Annotated in this window: 24 protein-coding genes; 16 read left to right on the top strand and 8 right to left on the bottom strand. The window is 64.4% G+C overall.

The window, feature by feature from the left end:
- The first annotated feature begins 33 nt into the window (after positions 1-33).
- The 4 genes from AC0L2D_RS30900 to AC0L2D_RS30885 all read left to right on the top strand — a co-directional run bounded on the left by AC0L2D_RS30900 (position 34) and on the right by AC0L2D_RS30885 (position 2,882).
- Entirely contained in the window at positions 34-924 is an 891-nt protein-coding gene (locus tag AC0L2D_RS30900; protein ID WP_013528737.1) for a ParB/RepB/Spo0J family partition protein, read from the top strand.
- Between the two features lie 510 nt (positions 925-1,434).
- Positions 1,435-2,061, top strand: coding sequence for a DUF1326 domain-containing protein (locus AC0L2D_RS30895; protein WP_024504084.1), 627 nt, complete (start codon positions 1,435-1,437; stop codon positions 2,059-2,061).
- Positions 2,062-2,094: 33 nt separating this feature from the next.
- On the top strand, positions 2,095-2,511 hold the full coding sequence (locus tag AC0L2D_RS30890; protein ID WP_473543936.1) for a copper chaperone: 417 nt from the start codon (positions 2,095-2,097) through the stop codon (positions 2,509-2,511).
- On the top strand, positions 2,406-2,882 hold the full coding sequence (locus AC0L2D_RS30885; protein WP_473543934.1) for a DUF2182 domain-containing protein: 477 nt from the start codon (positions 2,406-2,408) through the stop codon (positions 2,880-2,882). Before AC0L2D_RS30890 ends, AC0L2D_RS30885 begins: the two co-directional genes overlap by 106 nt.
- Positions 2,883-2,927: 45 nt before the next feature.
- Here the strand turns inward: AC0L2D_RS30885 and holA are convergent, their stop codons facing one another.
- Complete coding sequence (gene holA / locus AC0L2D_RS30880; RefSeq protein WP_024504082.1) at positions 2,928-3,971, bottom strand: DNA polymerase III subunit delta; 1,044 nt, start codon at positions 3,969-3,971, stop codon at positions 2,928-2,930.
- Between the two features lie 351 nt (positions 3,972-4,322).
- Between holA and AC0L2D_RS30875 the strand changes: the two genes are divergently transcribed.
- From AC0L2D_RS30875 to AC0L2D_RS30855, 5 genes are all read left to right on the top strand, one after another.
- A complete protein-coding gene (locus AC0L2D_RS30875) occupies positions 4,323-5,555 on the top strand; it encodes a thiamine pyrophosphate-dependent enzyme (RefSeq protein ID WP_473543932.1) in 1,233 nt (410 codons plus the stop codon).
- 4 nt (positions 5,556-5,559) lie between these two features.
- Positions 5,560-6,573 (top strand): alpha-ketoacid dehydrogenase subunit beta, encoded by a 1,014-nt coding sequence (locus tag AC0L2D_RS30870; RefSeq protein WP_013528742.1) that lies wholly within the window; start codon positions 5,560-5,562, stop codon positions 6,571-6,573.
- A gap of 1 nt (position 6,574) precedes the next feature.
- On the top strand, positions 6,575-7,891 hold the full coding sequence (locus AC0L2D_RS30865) for a dihydrolipoamide acetyltransferase family protein (protein ID WP_064992664.1): 1,317 nt from the start codon (positions 6,575-6,577) through the stop codon (positions 7,889-7,891).
- A gap of 201 nt (positions 7,892-8,092) precedes the next feature.
- Positions 8,093-9,490 carry a dihydrolipoyl dehydrogenase gene (lpdA, locus tag AC0L2D_RS30860; RefSeq protein WP_473543931.1) on the top strand — a complete coding sequence of 466 codons (1,398 nt, stop codon included), beginning with the start codon at positions 8,093-8,095 and terminating at the stop codon, positions 9,488-9,490.
- A 172-nt stretch (positions 9,491-9,662) separates the two neighbouring features.
- The gene (locus tag AC0L2D_RS30855) at positions 9,663-10,538 is read left to right on the top strand and encodes a glycosyltransferase (RefSeq protein ID WP_473543929.1); all 876 of its coding nucleotides are present in this window, start codon (positions 9,663-9,665) and stop codon (positions 10,536-10,538) included.
- A 41-nt stretch (positions 10,539-10,579) separates the two neighbouring features.
- On the opposite strand, the gene AC0L2D_RS30850 is transcribed toward AC0L2D_RS30855, so the two are convergent.
- The gene (locus tag AC0L2D_RS30850) at positions 10,580-11,683 is read right to left on the bottom strand and encodes a saccharopine dehydrogenase family protein (RefSeq protein ID WP_473543927.1); all 1,104 of its coding nucleotides are present in this window, start codon (positions 11,681-11,683) and stop codon (positions 10,580-10,582) included.
- Positions 11,684-11,798: 115 nt separating this feature from the next.
- Between AC0L2D_RS30850 and AC0L2D_RS30845 the strand changes: the two genes are divergently transcribed.
- Positions 11,799-12,227, top strand: a complete 429-nt coding sequence (locus AC0L2D_RS30845; protein WP_013528746.1) for an Lrp/AsnC family transcriptional regulator — start codon at positions 11,799-11,801, stop codon at positions 12,225-12,227.
- 51 nt (positions 12,228-12,278) lie between these two features.
- On the opposite strand, the gene AC0L2D_RS30840 is transcribed toward AC0L2D_RS30845, so the two are convergent.
- The 3 genes from AC0L2D_RS30840 to AC0L2D_RS30830 all read right to left on the bottom strand — a co-directional run bounded on the left by AC0L2D_RS30840 (position 12,279) and on the right by AC0L2D_RS30830 (position 15,278).
- Positions 12,279-13,649: a HAMP domain-containing sensor histidine kinase gene (locus AC0L2D_RS30840; protein WP_473543925.1), complete on the bottom strand. Its 1,371-nt coding sequence runs from the start codon at positions 13,647-13,649 to the stop codon at positions 12,279-12,281.
- Positions 13,646-14,320, bottom strand: coding sequence for a winged helix-turn-helix domain-containing protein (locus tag AC0L2D_RS30835; protein WP_473543923.1), 675 nt, complete (start codon positions 14,318-14,320; stop codon positions 13,646-13,648). The genes AC0L2D_RS30840 and AC0L2D_RS30835 overlap by 4 nt, the downstream gene beginning before the upstream one ends.
- A gap of 160 nt (positions 14,321-14,480) precedes the next feature.
- A complete protein-coding gene (locus AC0L2D_RS30830) occupies positions 14,481-15,278 on the bottom strand; it encodes a COG4705 family protein (protein WP_473543951.1) in 798 nt (265 codons plus the stop codon).
- 253 nt (positions 15,279-15,531) lie between these two features.
- Here AC0L2D_RS30830 and AC0L2D_RS30825 point away from each other — a divergent pair, with 253 nt between their 5' ends.
- The gene (locus AC0L2D_RS30825; protein ID WP_024504074.1) at positions 15,532-16,167 is read left to right on the top strand and encodes a methyltransferase family protein; all 636 of its coding nucleotides are present in this window, start codon (positions 15,532-15,534) and stop codon (positions 16,165-16,167) included.
- 10 nt (positions 16,168-16,177) lie between these two features.
- On the opposite strand, the gene AC0L2D_RS30820 is transcribed toward AC0L2D_RS30825, so the two are convergent.
- Positions 16,178-16,663 (bottom strand): hypothetical protein, encoded by a 486-nt coding sequence (locus AC0L2D_RS30820; RefSeq protein WP_024504073.1) that lies wholly within the window; start codon positions 16,661-16,663, stop codon positions 16,178-16,180.
- Positions 16,664-16,883: 220 nt separating this feature from the next.
- Between AC0L2D_RS30820 and AC0L2D_RS30815 the strand changes: the two genes are divergently transcribed.
- Both AC0L2D_RS30815 and AC0L2D_RS30810 read left to right on the top strand, forming a co-directional pair.
- Positions 16,884-17,249: a RidA family protein gene (locus AC0L2D_RS30815; RefSeq protein WP_013528752.1), complete on the top strand. Its 366-nt coding sequence runs from the start codon at positions 16,884-16,886 to the stop codon at positions 17,247-17,249.
- 26 nt (positions 17,250-17,275) lie between these two features.
- Positions 17,276-18,511 carry an amidohydrolase/deacetylase family metallohydrolase gene (locus AC0L2D_RS30810; RefSeq protein WP_013528753.1) on the top strand — a complete coding sequence of 412 codons (1,236 nt, stop codon included), beginning with the start codon at positions 17,276-17,278 and terminating at the stop codon, positions 18,509-18,511.
- A 96-nt stretch (positions 18,512-18,607) separates the two neighbouring features.
- Here the strand turns inward: AC0L2D_RS30810 and AC0L2D_RS30805 are convergent, their stop codons facing one another.
- On the bottom strand, positions 18,608-20,395 hold the full coding sequence (locus tag AC0L2D_RS30805) for a flavin-containing monooxygenase (protein ID WP_473543920.1): 1,788 nt from the start codon (positions 20,393-20,395) through the stop codon (positions 18,608-18,610).
- A 190-nt stretch (positions 20,396-20,585) separates the two neighbouring features.
- Entirely contained in the window at positions 20,586-21,530 is a 945-nt protein-coding gene (locus AC0L2D_RS30800) for a MurR/RpiR family transcriptional regulator (protein ID WP_024504069.1), read from the bottom strand.
- A 337-nt stretch (positions 21,531-21,867) separates the two neighbouring features.
- On the opposite strand from AC0L2D_RS30800, the gene AC0L2D_RS30795 reads away from it, so the two are divergent.
- The 3 genes from AC0L2D_RS30795 to AC0L2D_RS30785 all read left to right on the top strand — a co-directional run bounded on the left by AC0L2D_RS30795 (position 21,868) and on the right by AC0L2D_RS30785 (position 24,786).
- Entirely contained in the window at positions 21,868-22,695 is an 828-nt protein-coding gene (locus tag AC0L2D_RS30795) for an ABC transporter ATP-binding protein (RefSeq protein ID WP_473543918.1), read from the top strand.
- Complete coding sequence (locus AC0L2D_RS30790; protein ID WP_013528757.1) at positions 22,692-23,552, top strand: ABC transporter permease; 861 nt, start codon at positions 22,692-22,694, stop codon at positions 23,550-23,552. Before AC0L2D_RS30795 ends, AC0L2D_RS30790 begins: the two co-directional genes overlap by 4 nt.
- A 70-nt stretch (positions 23,553-23,622) precedes the next feature.
- Positions 23,623-24,786 (top strand): ABC transporter substrate-binding protein, encoded by a 1,164-nt coding sequence (locus tag AC0L2D_RS30785; protein ID WP_013528758.1) that lies wholly within the window; start codon positions 23,623-23,625, stop codon positions 24,784-24,786.
- Positions 24,787-24,961: the final 175 nt, after the last annotated feature.

Genomic DNA, 24,961 nt, shown 5'->3' with positions numbered 1-24,961 from the left:
CGATACCGAAACGATCCGGAACCTGGAATAAAGATGAGCGAAGACCTTTCGAGAAAGAGACTGGGGCGTGGGCTGGCGGCGCTGATCGGCGAGATCGATCGCCCAGCTGCGCCTGAAAAACCAGGCATGAGCGCCGACGGCAAGGTGCCGATCGAGTTCCTGACCCCCAATCCGAAGAATCCGCGGCGGCATTTCGGCGACGCCGAGCTGACCGACCTTGCCCAGTCGATCCGCGAACACGGCGTCGTCCAGCCGGTGGTGGCGCGCCCTTCGCCGGCACAGGCCGGCCGTTACGAGATCATCGCCGGCGAGCGGCGCTGGCGGGCGGCACAGCGCGCCGGGCTGTCCGAGATCCCGGTCATCATCCGCGAGGTCAACGACCGCACCGCGCTCGAGCTGGCGATCATCGAAAACGTCCAGCGCACCGACCTCAATGCGGTCGAGGAAGCACTTGGCTATCAGCAACTGATCGATGAGCACGGCTACACCCAGGCCGATCTCGGCCAGGTGATCGGCAAGAGCCGCAGCCATGTCGCCAACACGCTCAGGCTCCTGAAGCTGCCGGACGTGATCCGCGACATGCTGGTCGACGGCGCGCTGTCGGCGGGCCATGCCCGCACGCTGGTGACGGCGGAAGATCCGGCCGGCCTTGCCAAGCGTATCGTCGAAGAGGGCCTTTCGGTGCGCCAGGCCGAAGCGCTGGCCCAGATACCGGCCGGCACCAGCAGCACCAAGGAAGCCAAGCCGGCGCCAAGTCCGGAGCAGAAGGACGCCGATACGCTGGCGCTGGAAAAGCTGTTGACCGATACGATCGGCATGATTGTGTCAGTGGATCACAAGGGCAAGGGCGGCACTTTGCGGGTTTCATACCGGTCGCTGGAGCAGCTTGATGAGCTGTGCAGAAGGCTGAAGCAGGAGCGTTAGTTAGCCGGCGAAATATATTGAGGCCGGAGATTGCGCATGTGGAAAGGGGCTGGCCGTTTGGCCGGCCTTTTCCTTTTGGGGCGCTGGTGATTGGCGAAATCGGTGACGCCGCGAATCTCCCTCCTTGAGGGGAGATGGCCGGCAGGCCAGAGGGGGTCGCCCCTCATCAAGCGCCGGGCCCCTGCGGGAACGAAGAAGAGGTCAGCGCCCCACGCGCGGCGGCCCCCTCTGTCGCCTTCGACATCTCCCCTTCGAGGGGGAGATCAGGCTCGCTCCCCAGCCTCGCGCTCTCAACCGCGATCCCAAGCAGCGCCTGCCGCCAGCCCTGCCGCTCGCGGCTTGACAGTGCCAGGCAACGGCGTAACCTATATTAGATATGGCTTAAATTATGTGCCCTAGCGTGCCGGTCAGTCGAGGCGGGGGCTATTTGCCGTTCCTACAACAGTCGTGAAATGGCACCGCCCCGCCAATGCGATATGCCGACGCGCCTGACGCAAGTGGGAGGTGCAAATGGCAGTCCGTTGGCAATTGTCCGGAAGTTACTTCGAAAATTGTAGCTGCGATGTCGTATGTCCTTGTCTGCTGTCCACCAACGCGCAGCTGACATCGAAGCCGACGAAAGGTGTTTGCGACGTCGGTTTGGTCTTTCATATCAATACGGGCAACTACGGCGACGTTCGATTGGATGGGCTCAGTGTCGCGATGGTCGCTCACACGCCGGGTCCTATGGCAAACGGCAATTGGACGGCCGCCGCCTATATCGACGAACGGGCCGATGACAGGCAAACAGAGGCGCTAGGTGCCATCTTCACCGGCGCTGCGGGCGGCCCTATGGCGGTGCTGGCACCCATGATTGGCACGAATCTTGGCGCCAAGAAGGTGCCGATAAGCTACCGGATAGACGGCAAGAAGCGGTCGGCGGAGATTGCGGGCGTCATGCAGATGGCGGTCGAGCCGCTGCCGACAATGCGCGAGGACGGGCAGATGTGGGCGGCCACCGGCCATCCTGTCAATCCCGATTGGCTCGCCCTGGCGATGGGGGCGGAAGGCAGTACATTCAGCGATCATGGCATGAGCTGGGACAATTCCCGCCGAAACGGACATTACGCCCCGATCAATTGGTCTGGGCAGCAGTAGCCGTTGGCAGCGTAGCACGGAACGACCTCGTCCATGGCCCCGACGTTGCAGCGATACATCATTCTCGCGCTGCTGATCGCTATCGCTGCGGCGGCGTGGACCCTGCTTGTCTGGCAGCAGATGGGCATGGACGCGGACATGCGCATGGAAATGTACGCACTCACCATGGGTATGAAGGCGCCGCTGTTTCTTGCCATCTGGATGATCATGATGATTGCCATGATGTTTCCGACGGCCGCGTCCATGATCCTGACGTTTCACAAGGTCCAGGCCGGCAAACAGAGCCGGGGCGAGACCTTTGTCTCGAGCTGGTGTTCGTGGCCGGGTATATGCTGGTTTGGGGCGTGGTGGGCGTTATCGCCTTTGCCGGTGCGGCGGGTGCGGAGATGCTTGCCGGGCATGTGGGATTGTCCGCTGCGACGGCCGCGCGTATCGGCGGCGCGCTGCTGATGATTGGGGGCGCCTATCAACTCTCCCCACTGAAAGATCTGTGTCTGGCCAAATGCCGCACGCCGATTGGCTTCATCCTGACCTCATGGCGCGATGGTTATTGGGGTGCGGTTCGCATGGGCCTGGAGCATGGACTTTTTTGCCTGGGCTGCTGCTGGCTTTTGTTTCTCGCCCTCTTTCCTCTCGGGATCATGAACGTCGCCGCAATGGCCGTGGTCACCTTGCTGATCTTTGCGGAAAAGACCCTCCCGTCAGGAGGTGGGATCGCAAAGGTGTCGGGTATCGCTCTGCTTCTTTACGGCGCGGCGGTGCTGGTCTTTCCACAGGCGCTGCCAACCTTCCAGCAGGTGGGCGCCATGACAATGAATTGACCGATGGAGGCAGCGCTCGGTGCCGAGAAGAGGAGGATCGCTCTCCTACCTCTGCGCCAACCTGCTGCTCTCCACCGCAATGCCAAGCAGCGCCTGTCTTGCCAGCGCCACGGAAAGATCCGGCCGCCGTCTGGTCTGCAGCACCGCCGTCTGCAGCCGGGTCAGTGCGCGGCCGAGCGCTTCGGTGCTCCAGCGCTCCAGCGCTTTCTCCACCAGCTTGCGTCGCGAGAAAAACACCGGCGGGCGAGCGGCGGCAACGACCGTGGCGGCGTTGCGGTTGCCGGACTCCATCTGGCCGCGCATGATCTGGATCTGCTGCAACTGCCGCATTGCCGAGGACAGCACCAGGAAGGGCTGGCCGCCGGACTGGCAATGGCGGGTGAAGGCGGTGTCGAAGTCGCCGATCTTGCCTTCGAGAAGCGCGTCGACCGCGTCGTCGAAAGACGCGCCGGAGACATCACCTGACATCGCTTTGACCTCCTCCAGGCCGATCTCGGTCTGGCCATGGGCGTAGAGCACAAGCTTCTCGATCTCACCGCGCGAGGCCAGCCGGTCGCCGCCGAGATTGCGGCGCAGCGCCTGTCTCGCTTCCATGGTCATCGACATGCCGGCCCTGCCCAGTTCGCCGTCGATGACGGTGTCGATGTCGCGGGCTTCATCGGCATAGCAAGGCAGGGCCATGGCGTTGTCGGCCGCCTCGACGATGGCGCGCAGGCCGACACCTTTCTTGAGGTCGCCGGCCTCGATGAGAATGATCGCATCGCGCGCGGGCTCGGCCGTCAGCGCCTTGACGTCGTCGGCCAATGCCTTCTGGCCGCTGGCATTGCGCACCCACAGCAGGCGCCGGTCGGAAAACATCGGCACGGTGCGGGCCTCGTCGAGCAGCCGGCCCTCGTCGCGGTCGACCTCCGAACCTTCCAGCCTGACCACCGAGAAGGGATCGTCGAGCGGCAGGCCGGTCTTGCCGGCAAAGGCCTTTGCTCGCTCGGAGACAAGGCCGCGATCGGGGCCGTAAAGCAGGACGATGGAGATCCGCTGGTCCGGCTTCGCGAGCCAGCCATCGACCTCATATGCTTTCTTCTGTGCCATGGCGGGCTGGTTAGCATGATGTGGGGGCGGCATCCAGCTTGGGCGAACGGTCGACCCCCACTCCGTCGAGCTTCGCTCGACACCTCTCCCCCGATCGACGGGGGAGAGGAAAGGCGCGAGTTCGTCGACCAATCACCTTATCTGCCGGCAAACCTCGCCCAACCTTCCCTCTAATTGCGCGCCACCGCCCAACATCGACAAGAAATTTCGCGGACATATCTTCATCTTGGGTGTGGGAGGCTGGATCGGCCGGCGTGGCCGGGACCGACGTCCGCAGGCTACCCGACGAATTCGCACTGGCGGCGCAGATATGCAAATATCTGTTCCGGGCAACATTGGAGGACAAAGGTCATGGCCGATGCTGGGATGTTGCGTTTCCACGTTCCGGAGCCGGAAGTGCGGCCGGGTGGCACGCCTGACTTTTCCAATGTGCCGATCCCCAAGGCCGGCTCGGTGCCGCGTCCTGACATCGATGTCGATCCGCGCAGCATCCGCGATCATGCCTTCTCGATCATCCGCGTGCTGAACCGCACTGGCGAGGCCGTCGGCCCGTGGGCCGGCCTGCTGTCCAGCGACGAGCTTCTCACCGGCCTGCGCCACATGATGACGCTGCGGACCTTCGATGCGCGCATGCAGATGGCGCAGCGGCAGGGCAAGACCTCGTTCTACATGCAGCATCTGGGCGAAGAGGCTGTGGCTTGCGCCTTCCGCAAGGCACTGGCGCCGGGCGACATGAACTTTCCGACCTATCGCCAGGCCGGGCTGCTGATTGCCGATGGCTACCCGATGGTCACGATGATGAACCAGATCTATTCCAACGAAGCCGACCCGCTGAAGGGCCGGCAATTGCCGGTCATGTATTCGTCAAAGGAGCACGGCTTCTTCTCGATCTCCGGCAATCTGGCGACGCAGTACATCCAGGCGGTCGGCTGGGCGATGGCCTCGGCGATATCGAACGATTCGCGCATCGCAGCCGCGTGGATCGGCGACGGCTCGACGGCCGAGTCCGATTTCCACTCGGCGCTGGTGTTCGCCTCCACCTACAAGGCGCCGGTCGTGCTCAATGTCGTCAACAACCAGTGGGCAATCTCGACCTTTCAAGGCATCGCGCGCGGCGGCTCGGGCACGTTCGCGGCGAGGGGCCTCGGCTTCGGCATCCCGTCGCTGCGCGTCGACGGCAACGACTATCTCGCGGTGCATGCGGTCGCCAAATGGGCGGCGGAGCGGGCGCGCAGCAATCTCGGGCCGACGCTGGTCGAATATGTCACCTACCGTGCCGGCGCACATTCGAGCTCGGACGACCCGTCCGCCTACCGGCCGAAGACCGAATCCGACGCCTGGCCGCTCGGCGACCCGATCGTGCGGCTGAAGAACCATCTCATCACGCTCGGCGTCTGGTCGGACGAGCGGCACGCGCAGGCCGAGGCGGAAATCCTCGACACGGTTATCGCGGCGCAGAAGGAAGCGGAAAGCCACGGCACGCTGCATGCCGGCGGCAAGCCGTCGACGCGCGACATGTTCGAGGGGCTCTATGCCGAGATGCCGCCGCATCTCAGACGCCAGCGCCAGCAGGCGGGAGTCTGAAGCCATGCCGAGGCGGACCATGATCGAAGCCATTCGCGATGCCATGGACGTGTCGATGGGGCGCGACGAAAAAGTCGTCGTGTTCGGCGAGGACGTCGGCTTCTTCGGTGGCGTCTTCCGCTGCACGCAGGGCTTGCAGGCCAAATACGGCAAGAGCCGCTGCTTCGACGCGCCGATCAACGAATCCGGCATTGTCGGCTCTGCCATAGGCATGGCCGCCTATGGCTTGAAGCCATGCGTGGAGATTCAGTTTGCCGACTACATGTATCCGGCTTACGACCAGCTGACCCAGGAAGCAGCCAGGCTGCGCTACCGCTCCAACGGCGATTTCACCTGCCCGATCGTGGTGCGCATGCCGACCGGCGGCGGCATTTTTGGCGGCCAGACGCACAGCCAGAGCCCTGAGGCGCTGTTCACCCATGTGTCGGGACTGAAGACGGTGGTGCCGTCCAACCCGCATGACGCCAAGGGGCTTTTGATCGCGGCGATCGAGGATCCGGATCCGGTGATTTTCCTCGAGCCGAAGCGGCTCTACAACGGTCCGTTCGATGGTCATCACGACCGGCCGGTGACGCCCTGGTCGAAGCATGAGCTGGGCGAGGTGGCCGACGGCCACTACACGGTGCCGCTCGGCAAGGCGGCGATCCGCAGGGCAGGCTCGGCCCTCACCGTGCTCGCCTACGGCACCATGGTCTATGTCGCGCAGGCGGCCGTCGAAGAAACCGGCATCGATGCCGAGATCATCGACCTCAGGACCCTGCTGCCGCTTGATCTCGATACGATCGTCGCCTCGGTGAAAAAGACCGGGCGCTGCGTCATCGTGCATGAGGCGACGCTGACCTCGGGCTTCGGCGCCGAGCTGTCGGCGCTGGTGCAGGAAAACTGTTTCTATCACCTCGAAGCGCCGGTTGCTCGCGTTGCCGGCTGGGACACGCCCTATCCGCATGCGCAGGAGTGGGATTATTTTCCCGGTCCCGCCCGCGTTGGCCGTGCCTTGCTTGAAACCATGGGAGCCTGAGATGGGCGAACACATCATCAAGCTGCCCGATGTCGGCGAAGGCGTCGCCGAGGCCGAGCTGGTCGAATGGCACGTCAAGGTCGGCGATATCGTCCGCGAGGACACTGTGCTCGCCGCAGTCATGACCGACAAGGCGACGGTTGAAATCCCCTCGCCGGTCGATGGCGAGATCCTGTGGCTGGGCGCCGAGATCGGCGACACGGTGGCCATCGGCTCGCCTATCGTGCGGCTGAAGGTGGCGGGCGAGGGCAACGCCAAGCCGCAAGGCGCCGAAGTGGAAGCGGTGTCCGCTGAGCCTCCGGCAAAACTTCCGACGCCGAAGCCCGAGGCTGCTGCGCCGGTCGTGAAGACATCCCCAAAGAGCGACGAGCCCAAGGCGAAACCGGCAGCCTCACAGAAAAGCACGGCGCAGCCTTCCGTCTCCGGCGCGCCGCGGCTTCAAGGCGAAAGACCGCTGGCGTCGCCGGCCGTTCGCCTGCGGGCAAAAGAAGCCGGCATCGATCTCAGGCAGGTTGCCGGATCCGGTCCGGCCGGTCGCATCGGCCATGAGGACATCGAAGCGTTCCTGGCGCGCGGGCCGCGGGTCGCAAAGGCATCCGGCCTCGCCCGCAACGATGCTGTGCAGGATATCAAGGTGGTCGGCTTGCGGCGCAAGATCGCCGAGAAGATGTCGCTGTCCAAATCGCGCATTCCGCACATCACCTATGTCGAGGAGATCGACGTCACCGCACTGGAGGAATTGCGCGCGGCGCTCAACAAGGAGAAGCGTCCTGGCGTGGAGCGGCCGAAACTGACGCTGCTGCCGTTCCTGATGCGGGCGATGGTCAAGGCGATCGCGGACCAGCCCAATCTCAACTCTCTGTTCGACGACGAGGCCGGCATCGTCCATCAGCATGGCGGCATCCATATCGGCATCGCCGCACAGACGCCGTCGGGGCTGGTGGTTCCGGTGGTCAAGCACGCCGAGGCGCGCGACATCTGGGATTGCGGCGCCGAGGTCATCAGGCTGGCCGAGGCGGCCAAGTCCGGCACGGCAACACGCGACGAGCTGTCCGGCTCGACCATCACCATCACCTCGCTCGGCGCCATGGGCGGCGTGGCGACGACGCCGGTCATCAACCATCCGGAAGTGGCGATCGTCGGCGTCAACAAGATGATGGTGCGGCCGGTGTGGGACGGCACCCAGTTCATGCCGCGCAAGATGATGAACCTGTCGTCGAGCTTCGACCATCGGGTGATCGATGGGTGGGATGCGGCGGTGTTCATCCAGCGGATCAAGACGCTGCTGGAAACGCCGGCGCTGATTTTCGTGGATTGAGGGGATGAGAACGGTCGCAAGGGCCCCCTCACCCGGATTGCCAAAACCGAATTGCGAAGGGCAATTCGGGGCAATCCGACCTCTCCCCGAGGGGAGAGGAGGTCGCCGGCGTCTGTGCTCGCCTCTTCTCCCCACCGGGGAGAAGGTGGCCGCGAGGCGGCCGGATGAGGGGGCCTTCGCCACCAGAAAGAGCGTGCCATCATGAAAGAAATCTCCTGCAAGCTGCTCGTCATCGGCGCCGGGCCGGGCGGCTATGTCTGCGCCATCCGGGCCGGACAGCTCGGCGTCGATACGGTGATCGTCGAGGCCGGCAAGCCGGGCGGCACCTGCCTCAATGTCGGCTGCATCCCGTCCAAGGCGCTGATCCATGCGGCGGAGGAGTTCGAGAAGGTGTCGCACATGGCGGGCGGCAAGAGCCCGCTCGGCATTTCGGTCACCGCGCCGACGCTCGATCTTGCCCGGACCGTCGCCTGGAAGGACGGCATCGTCAGCCGGCTCAACAGTGGCGTCGCCGGCCTGCTCAAGAAGGCAGGCGTGAAAACCGTGCATGGCTGGGCGAGCTTTCGCGACGGCAAGACGGTCGCGGTCGAGACCGAGACGGGCGTGCAGGTGATCCGGGCCGAAACGATCGTCATCGCCTCCGGTTCGGCGCCGGTGGAGCTGCCGTTCCTGCCGTTTGGCGGTCGGGCGATTTCGTCCACCGAGGCGCTGGCGCTCAGCGACGTGCCGAAAAATCTCGCGGTCGTCGGTGGCGGCTATATTGGGCTGGAACTCGGCATGGCATTTGCCAAGATGGGCACTGAGGTGACCGTGATCGAGGCCTTGCCGCGCGTGCTGGCGCAGTATGATGCGGAGCTGACCCGGCCGGTGGTCAAGCGGCTCACCGCGCTCGGCGTCGAGGTGATGCTGGGCGCCAAGGCCAAGGGGCTTTCAACCAAGGGTGACGCGTTGCTGGTCGAGACGGCGGACGGCAAGAGCGTCAAGGTCCCAGCCGACAAGATACTGGTGACGGTCGGCCGCAAGCCGGTGACCGAAGGCTGGGGGCTCGAGCAGATCGACCTCGACATGGCCGGCAAATTCATCCGCATCGACGACCAGTGCCGCACCTCGATGCGCGGCATCTTCGCCGTTGGCGACGTCACCGGCGAGCCGATGCTGGCGCACCGGGCGATGGCGCAGGGCGAGATGGTTGCCGAGATCGTTGCCGGCCACAAGCGCAGCTGGGACAAGCGTTCGATACCCGCCGTTTGCTTCACCGATCCCGAACTGGTGACCGCTGGTCTTTCGCCGGAAGAAGCCAAGGCGCTCGGCGGCGAGATCAAGATCGGCATGTTCCCGTTCGCGGCCAACGGCCGGGCGATGACGAAGCTGGGCGAGGACGGCTTTGTCCGCGTCTTGGCCCGCGCCGACAACCATCTGGTGCTCGGCATCCAGGCGGTCGGGCAGGGTGTGTCGGAACTGGCGGCGGCGTTCGGGCTGGCGCTGGAGATGGGCGCGCGGCTGGAGGACATCGCCGGCACCATCCACGCGCATCCGACGCAGGGCGAGGGATTCCAGGAAGCAGCGCTGAAGGCGCTGGGACACGCGCTGCATATTTGAGGAAAGGGGCGAACCTGTTCGAGCCAGCTCTCTTCCTTCCCTCGCCAGCCCATCGATCAACTCGCCAGCCGCTCATCTAGGCGCGACCAAAGCGATTGGCGGGAAAGTGCCGCGTACCATGTTTTCCGAGAACCGGATTCCACCCTTCGGGATCATGCTCTAGTCTCCTCCCATGAGCACCGACCTGAAGAAATATGTGGCGATTCGCTACAACACCGCCACCGGCTTCATGCCGAGCCAATGGAATGGACACGGCAGAGCCAATCTCGACCCGGTGTGGCTGGTCGAGCGGCTGGCGCTGTTCGACACCTATTGCGCGCCGTCGCTCGAGGGCCAGTCGCAGAAGGACTTTACGGTCCTGATTGCGTTCGATTCCGAAACACATGAGAACTACATCCGGATCGTCTGCGGCTGCGCGGCCGGGATTGATATCAGGCCGGTTCTCATCAAGGCCGGCGAGAACTACAATGTCGCCTTCAATGCGTTTGTCCAAAGCGACACGGATGCCGAATTTGTTTCGCTGACTCGGCTCGACAGCGATGACGCGCTGGCGCCGACCTTCATGGAGCGTGTCGATTTTTACGCCCGCCGGGAAATCGCCAAGGGCGAGGTGAACCAGCAACCGCTCTATATCGCCTTTCCGCACGGCCAGAATTTCGATGCGGCAACCAACCACTACACGCAGCACGAATATCCAACGTCGGCCTTCGGCACTCTGGTCGAGAAGCGATCACCGTCCATGAACGGGGTCTATTGCGACGAGCACACGAGGATGGCGATGCGTTTCAACCCCGTCGGGGCGGCCTCGAAGGAGGCTCAATGGTGCATCGTCATTCATGACAACAATGCAGCCAATGTCTTGCGCGGCAAGCCGGTCGCGGAGCCGGCTTTCACCGTGGGCCGGCCCGGTGCCGAGACAAAAGCGCGCGCGCCGGCTCGAAAAGAGACTACGCAAAAGCAGATGCCGCAGACTTCGGCCAAGGCCTCGCGCAACGCAGGCAATTTTGTCCGGTTTCTGCTTGGGCGGCCGATGGTCTTGCGGAAGTAGTTCGATCGCTAATCTCCCCTCAAGCGGGGAGATTATGCGCTTCACCCCGCCAGCCGACTCACCATTTCGTGCTGGGCATAGGCGCGGCCAAAACGGTTGGCTAGAAACGCGTCCAGCGCGATGTCTTCCTGCTTGATGAAGCCGGTCGCCGGCAGGCTGCCGTCGGCCAGCATGTCGAGCACGGCGCAGATGCCGGACGCCGTGGTGATCTGGATGGCGCTGCGCACCACCTGGCCGACACGCTGGGAATAGACCTTGTTGGCGTAGGTCTCCTGCAGCAGGCGGCCGTTCTTGCGGCCGGAGACGGTGACGAAGACGATGACGACGTCCTGCAATGTCGCCGGCAGGGCGCTTTCAAAAATGTCCTTCAGCACGTCGCGGCGATGGCGCAGGCCGAGGTCGTTGAGCAGCGCCTTCATGATCGCGGCGTGGCCGGGGTAGCGGATGGTGCGGTAGTTGAGCGTGCGCACCTTGCCCTTCAGCGTCTCGGCCAGCGTGCCGAGGCCGCCGGAGGTGTTGAATGCCTCGTAGGTGACGCCGTCGAGCGAGAACTCCTCGCGCTCCTCCAGTGGCGGCACCTCGACCAACTCGCCTTCGACGATCGCCTCGCAGGGTTCGCAATATTCGTTGATGACGCCGTCGGTGCTCCAGGTCAGATTGTAGTTCAGCGCATTGGAGGGATATTGCGGCAAAGCGCCGACGCGCATGCGCACGCTTTCCAGAGAATCGAAGCGGCTGGCGAGATCGTTGGCGACGATCGAGATGAAGCCCGGCGCCAGGCCGCATTGCGGAATGAAGGCGCTTCTGCCCGAACGCGCCAGTTCTTTGACGCGGCGGGTCGAGACGACATCCTCGGTCAGGTCGAGATAGTGCACGCCGGCACTGGCCGCCGCCTCGGCGATGCGGGTGGTCAGATGGAAGGGAGCGGCGCTGAGCACCGCGAATTTGCCGGCGAGTGCGGCTTCAAGCGTGCCGGACGCTTCGATGTCGAGCTCCAGCGTCGCAACCGTGGCCGGGACTTCGGCCGCTGCGAGCTGTGCTGCCGAGCGGTCGACAAGCGTGACCTGATAATCTCCCGTGGCGGCGAGCATCTCGGCAATGGTCGAGCCGATCTTGCCGGCGCCGACAACGACAATTTTCTTCATGACAAATCCCTCACTGGTTGTGAGCACAGATTCGCAGCTTGCCCGTCGAAAGGAAGCGTGGTTCTGTACGAAACGAACCCATTGATTGGTCAGTCCGCCGAGAAGAATCGTCGAAATGCTCAGTGATGCCGAACAGACCCTGCTTTCGCTGCTGCGCGAGAATGCGCGCGCCTCGACCGCCGAGCTGGCGCGGCGGCTTGGCGTCTCGCGGACAACCGTGCAGAGCCGGATCGAACGGCTGGAGCAGCGCGGCATCATATCAGGCTACGGCGTGCGGCTGGCGCCGGATTATGAGCAGGGGCTGGTGCGGGCGCATGTGCTGCTCACCGTGACGCCCAAGCTTGCCGACAAGGTGGTGCGCGGCCTGCGCGGTTTGGCGACGGTCAGGACGCTGCATTCGGTCAGCGGCAATTTCGACATGATCGTCATCGTCGACGCCCCATCGATCCGCGACCTCGACATGCTGCTCGACCAGATCGGCGCCATGGATGGAGTCGAGCGGACGCTGTCGTCGATCATCCTGTCGACGCGGATAGATAGGTGAGGGGACCTCTCAACCCAAGCTGGGCTTGAACAGCACCAGCCGTTTCGCCGGCTAATCCGTCGCCAGCGGAAAACTCACCACCACCGCAAGTCCCGGTCGGCAATCCTCGAGCGTGATCGATGCGCCGTGCAGATCGGCTATGGCCCGGACAAGGCTGAGCCCGAGGCCGCTGCCTGATGTCGAGCGGCTGTGGTCCAGCCGGTAGAGCCGCTGGAACACTTTCTCGCGCTCTTCCGCCGGAATGCCGGGACCGTTGTCGGCGACGCCCGCAACGACGCGTTCGCCCTGGCGCGCCACCGACAGCTTCATCGTCGTGCCCGATGGACAATGGCGCAACGCGTTCTCGACCAGATTGGCGAACATCTGCGTCAGCAGCTCGCGATCGCCATGGATCCGGTCCGTCGTTTCCTGTGGTTGTGCCAACGACAGCGACTTTCCGTCGTCCTCGGCAACATCGGCATAGATCTCGGCGATGGTTTGCAGCACCTCGCCCAGGTCGACATCGGTGAACCGCGCCCGGCGGGCGCCGGCCTCGATCTGCGCGATGCGCAGCAGGGCATCGAAGGTCTCGTTGATCTGCAGGCTCTCGGCATGCGCCTCCGCCAGTTCAGCGGCGATTTTCCGGCCCGACAGGTTCTTTTCCGACGCGGTGTCGAGGATCATCTGCAACCGGTTGAGCGGCGTCTTCAGATCGTGGGCGATGTTGGCGCTGACCTGTTTCATGCCTTCGACCAGCGCCGACAGGCGGTCGAGCGCGGCATTGACCTGGCTGGAGACGATGTCGATGTCGTCGCCCTTGCCGGTCAGCGGAATGCGGGTGTCCAGCCGTCCATGCGAGACATCCACCATGGTGGCGGCGATGCCGTCGAGACGGCGCTGGACGCGCGAGGCGAGCAGGGCGCCGCCGGCGACCGCCAGCCCGGTGATGATCAGGGTTCCCCAGCCAAAGCTCATCAGCACGATCCTCTCCAGCTCCTCCGTCTCGGAAAGGCTGAAGGCGACGGTCAGCGTGTTGCCGCCGACCGGGCCGGAATAGGCGCGGTACTCGGCGCCGGGCGGCACGCCGGGCATTTCGGTGTCGAACATCGAGAAGCCGTCGGGAAGCCCTGCCGCGGTGAAGTTGCCGGCCAGGCGATTGCCCGTTGCGTCGGTCAACGAAAACAGCTGCTCCTTCTTGAGGCTGCGCAGGGAGTGGCTGCCGACGGTCTCAACCAGCTCCTTGAGATCGTTCTCGGCATAGGTCGCGGCGACGACCGCGTAGGTTTCCTTGATGGTGTCGTCGAGCCGCTCGGCAAGATCGGCGCTCATCATCTGGTAGACGATGGCGCCAGACAGGACGAAGGCCAGCACGAACAGGAAGGCGAAGGTCAGGGCAAGCCGGAATGGCGTGCTGCGCAGCAGGCGGGACCATGTTCCGGTCATGGCGCGTGCAGGCTGTAGCCGGTGTTGCGGACGGTGTGGATGAGCTGGGTTTCGAAGGGCTTGTCGACCTTGGCCCGCAGCCGGCTGATATGGGTCTCGACGACGCTGGTCCTGGGATCGAAATGAAAATCCCAGACCCGCTCCAGAAGCATGGTGCGGGTGATGACGCGGCCTTCGCCGCGCATCAGCACTTCCAGCAGGCTGAACTCCCGCGGCTGCAGGTCGATCGGCTGGCCCCGCCTCGTGACGCGGCGCATGATCAGGTCCATTTCGAGGTCGGCGACCCGCAGGACGGTTTTCTGCTCCTGCGCCGCCGGCCGCCGGCCAAGCGCGTTGATGCGGGCGAGGAGTTCGGAAAAGGCGAAGGGCTTGACCAGATAGTCGTCGCCGCCGGCCTCGAGCCCCTCGACGCGGTCGTCGATGCCGCCGACGGAGGTGAGGAAGATCGCCGGCGTGCGCCCGCCGGCGGCGCGCACCGCCTTGACCATCGACAGGCCGTCGAGACCGGGGATCATCCGATCGGCGACGATCACGTCGTATTTGCCCCGGGTCGCCGCGAACAGCCCGTCATGGCCGTTGCGCAGGAGGTCGCAGACATGGCCGGCCTCGGTCAGTCCCCTGACGATATAGTCGGCCGTCCTGTGGTCGTCCTCGACGAGAAGCAGTCGCATGAAAGGTCCGGTCCGTTGCCGAGATGGAGAGGCTATCACCGGCACGGGCTTGTTCCTAGGATGTCACGAAGGCGCAGGCATGGTGGCGCTAGAACGTTCACGATTGGCCGAAGCGGTGGGGTTTTCGGCAATTGTCAATGCTAGCGCATCCGCCCTGCACCTAGTCCAGGTCCAGCAACAGTTCATCGGCTTCGTCGGTTGTCCCCTTCAGGGTCATGTGCAGGACGAGCGCAATGATACAGCCGAGGAAGAGCAGGCTGGTGAAGATGGTGCCGAAGCCCAGGCCGCCATGCCTGGCCGACCGCGACAGCAGGTCGCCGAAGGAGGCGCCGAGCGGCCGCGTCAGGATATAGGCGAGCCAGAAGGCCAGGATGCCGTTGAGATTGAGCAGCCAGTAGGCCAGCACGATGAGCGCGATGGCGCCGCCGAACAGCAGGCCTGTGGTGAGGTAGCCCATGTCGAAGCTTTCGGCGACGAGATCGCCGGCGGCGGTGCCGAGCGCGAAGGTCAAGAGGATCGCCAGCCAGTAGAAGATTTCGCGCCTGGTGGTGAAGATGGTGTGGATCGACAGGGTCCGTTCGCTGGCGTACCAGACCGCGAATGTCGCGGCGAGCGCAACCGAGAAGGCGATGGTCGTGGTCTGCAGGCGCACGCCGAAAGTGTCGACGAGATTGTCCGTCACCAGGGTGCCGACGATGCTGATCAGCACCACCGCCAGCCAGTAGGCCCACGGCACGTAACGCTTCTGCGCAAACTGCAGGACGAGGGCAGCGATCAGGATGCCGGTCATGATCAGCGAGGTGACGGTCAGCCCAAGCCCGATCGTGTCGGCAAGATAGTCCGCCGCGGTCTCGCCGGTGGTGACCGCCATCAACTTGATCACCCAGAAGTCGAGAGTGACGTCGGGAACCCTGTTGTGGCTCGGTGGGGCGGGTTGTTGCCTGTTGGGCGCGAGCATGGCTGAAGTCCTGAGGTCGACGGTTGCGGCGGCGGCGGCGGTGGCGGTGGCGGTGGCGATCCGCGCAGCGTAAGCAAACGAGCTCACGCCGGCCTGTCCGGCGGCATACAAATTCGTAAGAATGGGCGTGGGCCGCGCAAAGATCCTTTACGAACGCCCGGCGCTGCGCCGATAGAGGGCGTGCGCCTTTCATCCGCCATCAATGTCATGCCCATTGCTCACGGGCACCCGTCAGTGCCCCAGGAAACACCAAATGACCTACGCTACCCTCAAGCCGGTTTCCCAGGCCTTCGACCAGCGCAAGCGCCTGATCTTCGTGCGGGTTGCGGCGGCGCTGGCGGTGTTGCTGCTGTTTCTCACCAAGCCGGGGCTGAGCGAGGGCTCCGACGGGCACGAAACGATCGAATTCTTCGGCTTTTGCCTGGTGCTCGTCTGTGTCGTCGGGCGGCTGTGGAGCATTCTCTATGTCGGCGGCAAGAAGAACGAGGAACTGGTCTCGACGGGACCGTTCTCGACCACGCAGAACCCGCTCTATTTCTTCTCGACGGTCGGCGCGGTCGGCATTGGATTGCTCTACGGCTCGCTGATGGCGGCCGTGGCGCTGGGCCTTGCCAGCTTTTTCATCTTTCGCGTCACGGCGCGCAAGGAAGCCGAATTTCTGCTCGGCAAGTTCGGCCCGGCCTATCTTGCCTACACCAAGAGCACGCCCCGGTTCTGGCCAAACCCGCTGCTCTACCGCGACGATGACGAACTGCAGTTCTCGACGCGGGCTTTGAAGCGCACGTTTTTCGACGGGCTCTATTTCCTCGCCATCTTCCCGGCCATCGAACTGGTCGAGCATTTCCGGGCGACCGGCATGCTGTTTCCGGCCTTCGTCACGCTCTACTGATCAGCTGGCTCTAGCTGCCGAGCGGATGCGGCATATAGCCGACGAAGCCTGATATCTTCCAGCTTCCGCCGACCTTGCTGCAGAAATACAGCGTCTGCCATTTCAGCCGGTCGACGCTGCCGTCCGCCTTGGCGACCGAGCCGTCGAACTTCTTGTGCAGCACGGCGCGGTCGCCGTCGACGTCGATGTCTCGCATGTTGGTGACGCGAAACAGCGCCTCGCGCAGCGGCTCGGCGAATTTGGTCGCCGCCGTCTCTTTGGCCTGGCGCAGCCATTCGTCGCGATAGACGTCGAGCCTTGGAAACTGCAGCCGCCAGGCGTCGGCGTTGTGCAGGAAATGCGCATGCATGCCGAAGAAGCTCTCGGCGACGAAATCATCCTCGACCATGGCCCAGTCCTGGCCGATGAAAGCGTCGATGTCGCGCCGCACCAGCATTTCCCAGAGCGCGTGGCGATCGGCATCGCCTGATGGAAACGGGTTCTTGTCGTAGGTCATTGCTGGTGTCTCCGCTCTGGCAAATGCGTCTGTGCGGTGCGGCTTCCAAGCCGCCCGTCAGCGCGTACGATGCAAGGGCTCTTGTAATAAAGCAACGCAGATTTCCAAGAATGTTGCTTTCCAACAAGGCCCCTATGAGGATCGGCCGGATCGGCGTAAATGTCGATCGAAGCGGGCGCTGCAATGGCACCCCGTCCTGTCATCAGAGGAGGCTTGTCCCTTGCCGAAACAGTGTTTTGGAACGTCGCATGTGCCGTTGTCGCCCGCCGTGCGGGCAGGCGATCTCGTCTATGTCTCGGGCCAGGTTCCCGTCGGCAGCGACGGCATCGTGGTCAAGGGCGGCATATCGGAACAGACCGAGCAGGTGCTCGCCAATATCAAGGCCGCGCTGGCGCTGGCCGGCTGCACCATGGACGATGTGGTGAAGACCACCGTGTGGCTGGAAGACGCGCGCGATTTCGGCGCCTTCAACGCGGTCTATGCCAGGCACTTTCCGAAGAACCCGCCGGCCCGCACCACGGTCGAATCGCGGCTGATGATCGATATCAAGATCGAGGTCGAGGCGGTCGCCTATCGGCCTCTGTAAGCAAAGCAACGAGCGGAGGTTATCCCATGCAATTCGACCTCCTGCTGAAGGGCGGACGGCTGATTGATCCGGCCGCTGGCCTCGACGCGCTGCGCGATGTCGCCATCGCCAATGGCCGCGTTGCCGCGGTCGACGCCGATATCCCGGCGGACAGCGCCGCGCAGATCGTCGATGCCGCCGGCTGCATCGTCACGCCGGGCCTGGTCGACCTGCACAGCCACGTCTATTGGGGCGGCACGTCGCTTGGCGTCGATGCCGACCGGCTGGCCGCCAAGAGCGGCACCACCACCTTCATCGATGCCGGCAGTGCGGGCGCCGGCAATTTCCTCGGCTTCCGCCGCCATGTCATGGAGCGCTCGAAGGTTCGCATCCTGGCCTATGTCAACATTTCCTTTGCCGGCATTTTCGGCTTCTCGCAGACGGTGTCGGTGGGCGAGTGCAGCGATCTCAGGCTCTGCGAACCGCGCGAGGTTGTGGCTGCGGTGCGCGAGCACCGCGATGTCGTGGTCGGCGTAAAGGTTCGCTCGGGCAAGCATGCCGGCGGCACCAGCGGCATCGCGCCGGTGGATCTGGCGCTGGAGGCCGCCGACCAGGCCGGCCTGCCGCTGATGGCGCATATCGACGAACCGCCGCCCGGCCGCTCGGAAGTGCTGCCGCGCCTGCGCAAGGGCGACATTCTCACCCATTGCTTCCGGCCTTTCCCGAATGCGCCGGTGTTCGCTTCCGGCGCGGTGCGGCCCGACATGCGGCTGGCGCGCGAGCGCGGCGTCATCTTCGACATCGGCCACGGCATGGGCTCGTTCGATTTCGCCGTCGCCCGCGCCATGCTCGAAGAAGGGCTGGCGCCCGACGTGATCTCGAGCGACGTGCATCTCTACTGCGTCGACGGTCCCGCCTTCGACATCCTCGTCTGCATGTCGAAGCTCCTGGCGCTCGGCATGCCGCTGGTCGAGGTCCTGCGCGCCGCCACGCAAGCGCCGGCGCAGGCGATCGCGCGGCCGGACCTCGGCACACTGGCCGTCGGCACGGTCGGCGACGTCGCCGTGCTCCGTCAGCGCCCGGGCCGCTTCACCTTCGTCGACGCGGTCGGCGCGTCATTGGTCGCCGATCAGAGACTGGTGTGCGAAGGCATCGTTATGGGCGGCACCTGGTGGCCGAACGAAGCGGTCAACGATGTCAGCGAGACTGAGCGGTTTGTGGCGCATGCCGCGCATACCCATGTCGAGGTTGCGGCGAGGCACTTTGGGCATCGGCACGACTAGCTGATCTCGGCAGCTTGTGCCTGTCTTGGGACTGTGCGCTTGGCGAATGGCTTCCCCCACTCCGGCGAGCGAAGCTCGACGGAGTGGGGGTCGACTTTACCCGGCGTTGCTCACCGCCCCGTAAACCGGCGTCTCAATGCCTTCCATCCGCGCCTTGATCTGCAGCGCCACATATTTCGAATAGAAGCGCGACAGCGCCAGATTGCCGCCGTGGAACCAGAGCGCTTCCTGGGCGGTCGGCTTCCACATGTTGCGCAGCTCGCCTTGCCAGGGGCCGGGGTCGCCCTTGACGCCGGAGCCAAGGCCCCAGCACGGGCCGACCTTGTCGGCGACTTCGCGCGAAACGATCGCGGCGACATTCTCGTTCATCGACTGATAGCCGGTGCAGGCGATGATGGCGTCGGCGGCGAGTTCACTGCCGTCCTCGAACAGGATGCCGCTCGGGGTCAGCGACTTGATGGCGACGCCGCTGCGGATGCCGATCTTGCCGTCGATGATCAGGTCGGAGGCGCCGACATCGATGTAGTAGCCGGAGCCGGTGCGGTAGGCCTTCATCAGAAGGCCGGTCTCGTCGTCGCCGAAATCGATGGCGAAGCCGGCGGCGCGCAAGCGGTCGTAGAAGGCCGCGTCGCGCGCCTTGATCACCTCGTAAAGCGCCCGCTGGCCCTTGGGCACCAGCGCGAACGGCGTCGAGGCGACGATCATGTCGGCCTTCTCGGTGGTGATGCCGCGCGCCAGTGCGTCTTCCGAGAAGATCTCGAAGCCGACTTCCATCAGCGTGTCCGACTTGACCACTGTCGTCGGCGAACGCTGGATCATGGTGACCTCGGCGCCGCTCTCCCAGAGGTCGACGCAGACATCGTGGCCGGAGCTTGCAGCGCCAATGACGGCGACTTTCCTGCCGCGGAATTTGTCGCCGCTGGCATACTGGCTGGAGTGCAGCAACTCGCCCTTGAACCGGCCGGCACCCGGCAGATCGATCCGCCGTGGCGGGCCGTAGGCGCCGGTGGCGAAGACGATGTGCTTGGGCTTCAGCGTGATCTGCCGGCCGACGCGGTCGACGACCACGGTCCAGACTTTTTCGGCCTCGTCATAGCTGGCGCTGAGGCATTTGGTGGCGACCCAGTAGTTGAGCTCCATGACGCGCGTATACATTTCCAGCCAGTCGCCCATCTTGTCCTTGGGCGTGAACACCGGCCAGTTTTCGGGGAAGGGAATGTAGGGCAGATGGTCGTACCAGACCGGATCGTGCAGCACGAGCGTGCGGTAGCGGTTGCGCCAGGAGTCACCCGGCCTGGCATTCTTCTCGATGACGATGGCCGGCACGCCGAGCTGGCGCAGTCGCGCCCCCAGCATGATGCCGCCCTGGCCGCCGCCGATGACCAGGCAGTAGGGCTGTTCATCAGTGCCGAGTTCGCGTGTCTCGCGCGCCCGCGCCTCCGACCAGGTCACGCGCTGGGGATCGGCCTTGTGGCGCACGCCGAGCGGCCGCGCCGCGCCCTTGCGCTCCTCGAAGCCCTTGAGGTCGGCCATGGCCGTGAACAATGTCCGGCAGCGGCCGTCGCGCAGCCGCATGATGCCCTCCCCCCTGGCCACCACGGTTTCGAAGCTGAACCAGGCCTCGATGGTGCCGTCGTCCGAGGTCGCCTCGCCGGTCAGCCGCCACGCGCTCGGCTTGGCCGTCGCCAGCGTCGTCGCCAGCATGTCGGCGATCGCCGCGCGGCCTTCCATGGTCGTGATGTTCCAGGTGAAGGTCAGGAGATCGCGCCAGTAGCAATCGTCGACGAACAGGTTGCTCGCCGCCGCAGCGTCGCCGGCTGCGAGCGCCTGCGCCAGGGATTCGAGCCATGCGGCCGCCTGTTTCGTCGGTGCTATTTCGAGCATTTCTTTCCCTCTTTCGTTTCATGTCCGGCTTCCCTTCTCCCCCTGTGGGAGAAGGTGGCCTCACGAAGTGAGGTCGGATGAGGGGTGCTCCAGCTTGGCGCCGACGGCACTCCGTCACCCACCCCTCAACCGTCTCGGCGCTACGCGCCGATCCACCTTCTCCCACAAGGGGAGAAGGAAAAGCGCAGCCCTAATCTCCGAGCGGCTCCATCTCCTTGCCGGTGCGGTGGATCTGGGCGTTGTATTTGATGCGGCGCACCGTCTCGCGGGCCGAGCCGTCGAGCTTGTAGGCGGAGGCCACCGCCAGCAGGTCGATCGCCGCCAGAAAGGCGAAGCGCGATGCCGTCGGCTTCAGCGTGTCGGGATATTCCGGCACCGCCACCGTCAGCCTGACGTCGCAGGTGCGGGCGAGCTCGGTGTCGGGCGCGGTCACGGCGATCGCATTGGCGCGGTAATGCTTGGCGAGTTCCACGGCCTCGATCACCTCGCGGGTGCGTCCCGTCGCCGAAATGGCGATCACCAGATCGCCGGGCTTGAGCGTCGAGGCGGTCATGCGCATCAGATAGGGATCGCACTGGGCGCTGACTGTTATGCCGTAGCGGAACAGCCGGTATTGGGTTTCCTGCGCCAGCGCCGAGGAGCTGCCGCCGAGGCCGAAGACCGTGACCTGGCGCGCCTTGGCGATCAGCTCGGCGGCTTTCTGCAGCTGCGCAGGGTCGAGCTGCCGCTCGGCCTCCTGCAGCGCCCGGCGCGCCTCGCCGAACACGGCGTTCCAGAACGGCATGCCATTGTCATTGCTGACGGAAGGCGACTTGGCCAGGTAGAGCGCGCCGACGACGAGGCTCTGCGCCAGCTTCAGCTTGAAATCGCGCACGCCCTCGCAGCCGATGGCGCGGCAGAACCGGGTCACCGTCGGTTCGCTGACCCCGGCGCGCTGGGCAAGGGCGGCGTTGGAGGCGTCGACGGCATATTTGACGTCGTCGAGAACGACATCGGCGACACGCCGTTCGGCCGGGCGCAATTCGCTGTAGGAATCCTTGACCAGCGAGATGATGTCGGGGATGCGCCGGACAGGATCGCGCCCCTCGGTATCGGGGCCTGGAACAGGCTCGTCCTGGCTGCCAGCGTCGGTCATGGGGTCCTGGTCTTTCCCTGGGTTGCGAGGCTGTCGTCTTAGCATGTTTGCACGCCCTGGCTCCACGTGCCCGACCGGATCGCAACCGCAGCGTGTCGTTGGGGAAAGCTCACCTTCCTCCGTTCCTCTCCGGTCCGTGTCAGTTCCGAAGTATGTAGGAAAGCAACATGCATTTCAAGGCCGTAAAACCGACGGTAAAACAAGACGATAGGTATACTAATCGATTTTCGTGATACGGCCGCTATCGTCGGTGCTTGACAGGAAAGTAGGATAGTTACAGACTGATTTTCGCTGGGGATGAGCCAATGGATCATCGCGCAATCTTCCCGGGGGGCAGATGAACACGGGCGATGCAAAAAAGCCGAAGCTTAGCGTGCAGGCAGCGACCAAGATCTATCACACGGCCTCCGGCGACCTGCTGGCGCTGGACCGCTGCAGCCTCGATGTCAGCGTCAATGAAATCGTCTCGATCGTCGGCCCTTCCGGCTGCGGCAAGACCACGCTTTTGTGGTCGATGTCGGGCCTGCACAGCCTGACCAGTGGCGAGATCCGGCTCGACGGCAAGGCCATCCCCGGTCCGCATCCCGATATCGGCATCGTCTTCCAGGAGGCGAACCTCCTGCCGTGGCGCAACCTCGACGCCAACATCCGCTTCCCCTTCGAGATCAAGGGCGAGAAGCCGGACCGGGCGTGGATCGCGCATCTGCTCAACCGGGTCGGACTCGATGGCTTCGGCGGCAAGTTTCCGCGCGAGCTGTCGGGCGGCATGCAGCAGCGCGCGGCGATCGTGCGGGCGCTGGCGCTAAAGCCCTCGGTGCTTTTGATGGACGAGCCGTTCGGCGCGCTCGACAGTTTCACCCGCGAGGAGATGAACCGGCTGGTCGAGGAGATCTGGCTCGACACCAAGACAACCATCGTCTTCATCACCCACTCGATTGAGGAAGCGATTTTTCTCTCGGACCGGGTGGTGGTGCTGAGCGCCCGGCCTGGCCGCGTCGCCAAGGAATACCGCGTGCCGTTCCCACGGCCGCGTTCGCTGGAGATCATGGCGACGAAGGAGGTCTTCGACCTCACCAACCGGATCAAGATGGACATTGTCGGCGAACGCACGCGGCCAAAAGCGCCGGAGCGCCCGAGCGCCGAAATCGTGAGGATCAGGCCGTGAGCGGGGGCGATGCCATTCCGGAATTCTCAAAGTCCAAGTCGGGCGCCAAGGCGGGCGACGGCCATGAGGTCAGCCTGACCAACCTTTCCGCCTTCGCCAGCGGCCCCGGCATCAAGTCGGGCAAGGAGGTGGCGGCCATTCTTGCCGTGGCGGTGATCATCATCGGCGGCATCGAACTGGCGCTGCGGCTGTTCCACGTGCCGCTCTATATCATGCCGCCGCCGAGCTCGATCGCTTATGCGCTGTTCGACGAGTTTCCGCTGATCGCGCCGCATCTCGGCTACACGCTGGTCGAGCTGGTGTCCGGCTTCACCATCGGCGCCATCATCGGCCTGGTGCTGGCCGCCGTCATCACCCAATTCCCGTTCGCAGAGAAGATCGTCGCGCCTTACATCCTGCTTCTGGTCACCACGCCGATGCTGGCGCTGGTGCCGCTTCTGATCCTGCGCTTCGGCTTCGGCTACACGCCGCGCATCATCGCGGTGGCGCTGGCCGCCGGGCCGATGGTGATGATCAATGCGGCGACAGGCTTTCGCCGCGTCGACAGCGCCAAGATCGCGCTGGCGCGTTCCTATGGCGCCAGCACCCTGCAGATCTTCTGGAAGATCCGCGCGCCGATGGCGCTGCCGATGATCCTGGTCGGGCTGATGATCGGCGCCATCTTCGGCCTGCTGACCGCGGTCGGCGCGGAAATGGTCGGCGGCGGTTTCGGCCTCGGCAACCGGCTGACCACCTATTCGTCGATGATCCAGATGCCGCAGTTCTTCGCGGTGGTGCTGATCCTGTCGACGCTCGGCATCCTGATCTACGTGCTGTTTTTCCTGATCGGCAAGAAATGGGCGAGCTGGGAGGCTTGAACACAGGGATATGACGGCGCCCGGGAGGCGGGCGGCAAGAGACTGACATCAAACAAAAAAGGGGAATGCCATGACCAAAGAGAACTCGATCAACCCGGCGGGGATCAGCCGCCGCTACTTCCTGCAGGTCACCGGCGCCGGGCTGGTGACGGCGACGGCGCTTGGCGCCACCGGCCTGAAGGCCAGGGCCGAACCCTACGGAAAATTCACCTGGATCTCGCCGCGCGGCACGCTCGAAGTGCTCGACGACTATCCCTACTGGGCGGCCAAGAAGGCCGGCTATTTCGACGGGCTGGACACCGACATGCAGCCGGGACCATCGGACGGCACCGCGACGGTGAAGTTCGTCGATGTCGGCCAGGCCGATATGGGCTTCCCGTCGCCCGGCGTGTTCTCCTTCGCCATCCAGAACGGCATGAAGCTGAAGTCGGTGTTCCATATGGGCGCGCGCGACACGTTCAGCATCGCCTTCCGCAAGGGCGAGGGATCGAACGACCTGAAGAAGCTGGAAGGCAAGACCATCCTGCTCGGCTCCGCCGCCTGGCAGTCGATCACCGACCCGCTGCTGGCCGCGCAGGGCGTCGACATCAAGAAGGTGAAATATGTCGAAGCCGGCTGGCCGACCTGGGGCACGGCGCTGGCCGGCGGCCAGGGCGACGCCGCCCTGTCGTGGGAAGGGCTGCGCGCCGAATGGATCGCCAAGGGGCTCGACTTCGAATACTGGCTCGGCGTGCAGAATTCGAAGCTGCCGGCCAACACCTTCGTCGTGCGTGCCGCCGATCTCGAGGATCCCGACCGCAAGGCGTTTTTGGAAAAGTACCTGCGCGGCTGGGCGATGGGCCTCGAATTCGGCTACCAGAATCCACGCGCGGCGGTCGAAGCGGTGTTCGAGCAGTTCCCGACGCTGGCCAAGAATCTCGGGCCGGAGCTCGGCACCACCTCGATCCTGCAGCAGATCAACGTTTTCCGCGGCGACATGGACAAGCGCGGCGGCTGGGGCTCGCACGACATGGCGAGCTGGCAGGGCTTCTTCGACGAAATCCACAAGATCGGCCAGATCACCGCCCCGGTGAAGGCCGAGGATGTCTGCACCAACGATCTGATCGGCCCGGCCAATGATTTCGACAAGGCCAAGGTCAAGGCCGATGCCGACGGCGTCAAGCTGTCGGAAGGTTTTGCCGCGCTCGATGTCGAGAAGATCAAGGCGCATCTGTTCGATTCGGCGGTGAAGTAGGGCTGCGCAACGGGTCATGTCGGCGCCGCCCTCCATTACCCTGCCTTGGCTCCTTTCCTCTCCCTCCGGAGGGGGGAGAGGTGGCGCTGCGAAGCGGCGACGGAGTGGGGGAAGGCGTTCGCAGACGCGCAGTCGCCGCAAGACAGGCACAATCTGACGAGCAAGAGACCTCAGG

It is taken from the genome of Mesorhizobium sp. WSM4833 (genome assembly GCF_055811095.1).
The sequence above is the reverse complement of the archived record's forward strand: the minus strand, read 5'-3'. Positions and strand labels throughout refer to the sequence as shown.

Coding starts and splice junctions, on each gene's coding strand:
- AC0L2D_RS30890 (WP_473543936.1), top strand. CDS start 2,095: ATGGCCCCGACGTTGCAGCGATACATCATTCTCGCGCTGCTGATCGCT.
- holA (WP_024504082.1), bottom strand. CDS start 3,971: ATGGCACAGAAGAAAGCATATGAGGTCGATGGCTGGCTCGCGAAGCCG.
- AC0L2D_RS30840 (WP_473543925.1), bottom strand. CDS start 13,649: ATGACCGGAACATGGTCCCGCCTGCTGCGCAGCACGCCATTCCGGCTT.
- AC0L2D_RS30805 (WP_473543920.1), bottom strand. CDS start 20,395: ATGCTCGAAATAGCACCGACGAAACAGGCGGCCGCATGGCTCGAATCC.
- AC0L2D_RS30835 (WP_473543923.1), bottom strand. CDS start 14,320: ATGCGACTGCTTCTCGTCGAGGACGACCACAGGACGGCCGACTATATC.
- AC0L2D_RS30785 (WP_013528758.1), top strand. CDS start 23,623: ATGACCAAAGAGAACTCGATCAACCCGGCGGGGATCAGCCGCCGCTAC.
- AC0L2D_RS30875 (WP_473543932.1), top strand. CDS start 4,323: ATGGCCGATGCTGGGATGTTGCGTTTCCACGTTCCGGAGCCGGAAGTG.
- lpdA (WP_473543931.1), top strand. CDS start 8,093: ATGAAAGAAATCTCCTGCAAGCTGCTCGTCATCGGCGCCGGGCCGGGC.
- AC0L2D_RS30850 (WP_473543927.1), bottom strand. CDS start 11,683: ATGAAGAAAATTGTCGTTGTCGGCGCCGGCAAGATCGGCTCGACCATT.
- AC0L2D_RS30830 (WP_473543951.1), bottom strand. CDS start 15,278: ATGCTCGCGCCCAACAGGCAACAACCCGCCCCACCGAGCCACAACAGG.
- AC0L2D_RS30825 (WP_024504074.1), top strand. CDS start 15,532: ATGACCTACGCTACCCTCAAGCCGGTTTCCCAGGCCTTCGACCAGCGC.
- AC0L2D_RS30810 (WP_013528753.1), top strand. CDS start 17,276: ATGCAATTCGACCTCCTGCTGAAGGGCGGACGGCTGATTGATCCGGCC.
- AC0L2D_RS30865 (WP_064992664.1), top strand. CDS start 6,575: ATGGGCGAACACATCATCAAGCTGCCCGATGTCGGCGAAGGCGTCGCC.
- AC0L2D_RS30820 (WP_024504073.1), bottom strand. CDS start 16,663: ATGACCTACGACAAGAACCCGTTTCCATCAGGCGATGCCGATCGCCAC.
- AC0L2D_RS30870 (WP_013528742.1), top strand. CDS start 5,560: ATGCCGAGGCGGACCATGATCGAAGCCATTCGCGATGCCATGGACGTG.
- AC0L2D_RS30895 (WP_024504084.1), top strand. CDS start 1,435: ATGGCAGTCCGTTGGCAATTGTCCGGAAGTTACTTCGAAAATTGTAGC.
- AC0L2D_RS30855 (WP_473543929.1), top strand. CDS start 9,663: ATGAGCACCGACCTGAAGAAATATGTGGCGATTCGCTACAACACCGCC.
- AC0L2D_RS30800 (WP_024504069.1), bottom strand. CDS start 21,530: ATGACCGACGCTGGCAGCCAGGACGAGCCTGTTCCAGGCCCCGATACC.
- AC0L2D_RS30845 (WP_013528746.1), top strand. CDS start 11,799: ATGCTCAGTGATGCCGAACAGACCCTGCTTTCGCTGCTGCGCGAGAAT.
- AC0L2D_RS30795 (WP_473543918.1), top strand. CDS start 21,868: ATGAACACGGGCGATGCAAAAAAGCCGAAGCTTAGCGTGCAGGCAGCG.
- AC0L2D_RS30900 (WP_013528737.1), top strand. CDS start 34: ATGAGCGAAGACCTTTCGAGAAAGAGACTGGGGCGTGGGCTGGCGGCG.